Source organism: Microbacterium sp. H6, assembly GCF_003314775.1.
Taxonomy (GTDB): domain Bacteria; phylum Actinomycetota; class Actinomycetes; order Actinomycetales; family Microbacteriaceae; genus Microbacterium; species Microbacterium oxydans.
The window spans coordinates 12,794-13,769 of sequence record NZ_QOAY01000072.1; the positions used below are offsets into that span (position 1 = coordinate 12,794).

Below are 976 nucleotides of genomic sequence, written 5' to 3' on the forward strand. Positions count from 1 at the left end.
CTGGGCGAGCAACCTCCGCTGGCGTGCCGTGGCGGCCGCGTGCGAGCGCCTCGGGATCGAGCACACGAAGGTGGGCCCGTACCAGCCGCGCACGAAGGCGGGCGCGGCCGCGGCGGATGCTGCGCTGAACACCGGCGCCACCGCGTGCGTGGCTTTCAACGACCTCCTCGCGATCGGCATGCTCATCCGGCTCAAGGAACGAGGCGTGCGTGTTCCGGAGGACATGAGCATCGTCGGCTGCGACGACATCTTCGGCGCCGACTTCTGCAACCCGCCGCTGACCACCCTCACCGCTCCGGTCGAACAGGCCGCACGGCTGTCGGTATCGATGCTGCTCGATCGACTGCAGAGCGAGCGCATCGGCGCGAGCGCACTCACCCGCCGCCACATCGCGGCGCTGCCGACCCATCTGACCGTGCGGGAGTCGACCGGCTCCGCACCGCGCCGTACCCCTGGAGGAGAATCATGAGCAGAGAACTCAGCCCGCACGTCGACCGACTCCTCCCCGCCGATCCCGGAGTGCGAGAGCTCGCCAGGAGGCTGTACGACGCCGTCGCCGCGGCGCCGATCCTCTCCCCGCACGGCCATGTCGATGCTGCATTGCTCGCCGACGACAAGCCCTTCCCAGACCCTGCGACACTGCTGATCACGCCCGACCACTACGTGCTGCGTCTGCTCCACGCAGTCGGCGTGCCCCTCGACGCGCTGGGCCGGGGAGCCGCGCCCGCTGATCCGCAGGAGGTATGGCGGGCGTTCTGCGCGAACTGGGACGTCTTCCTCGGAACCCCGGTGCGCTACTGGTTCGAGACCTCGCTGTCCGAGGTGTTCGGGGTGACGGAGCAGCCGAGTGCGGGCAACGCCGACGAGCTCTACGCGCACATCGACTCGCAGCTGCGCACCGCCGAGTTCCACCCACGTGCGTTGTTCGAGCGCTTCCGCATCGCGGTGCTCGCCACGACCGACGACCCCGCCGACG

2 protein-coding genes are annotated in these 976 nt (G+C 70.0%); both read left to right on the plus strand.

What is annotated here, in order from left to right; genetic code table 11:
- A partial coding sequence (locus tag DSP71_RS23160; RefSeq protein WP_258546271.1) for a substrate-binding domain-containing protein occupies positions 1–469 on the plus strand: 469 nt, incomplete at its 5' end.
- On the plus strand, positions 466–976 hold a 511-nt coding region (locus tag DSP71_RS23165; RefSeq protein WP_258546272.1), incomplete at its 3' end, for a glucuronate isomerase. The genes DSP71_RS23160 and DSP71_RS23165, both read left to right, overlap by 4 nt.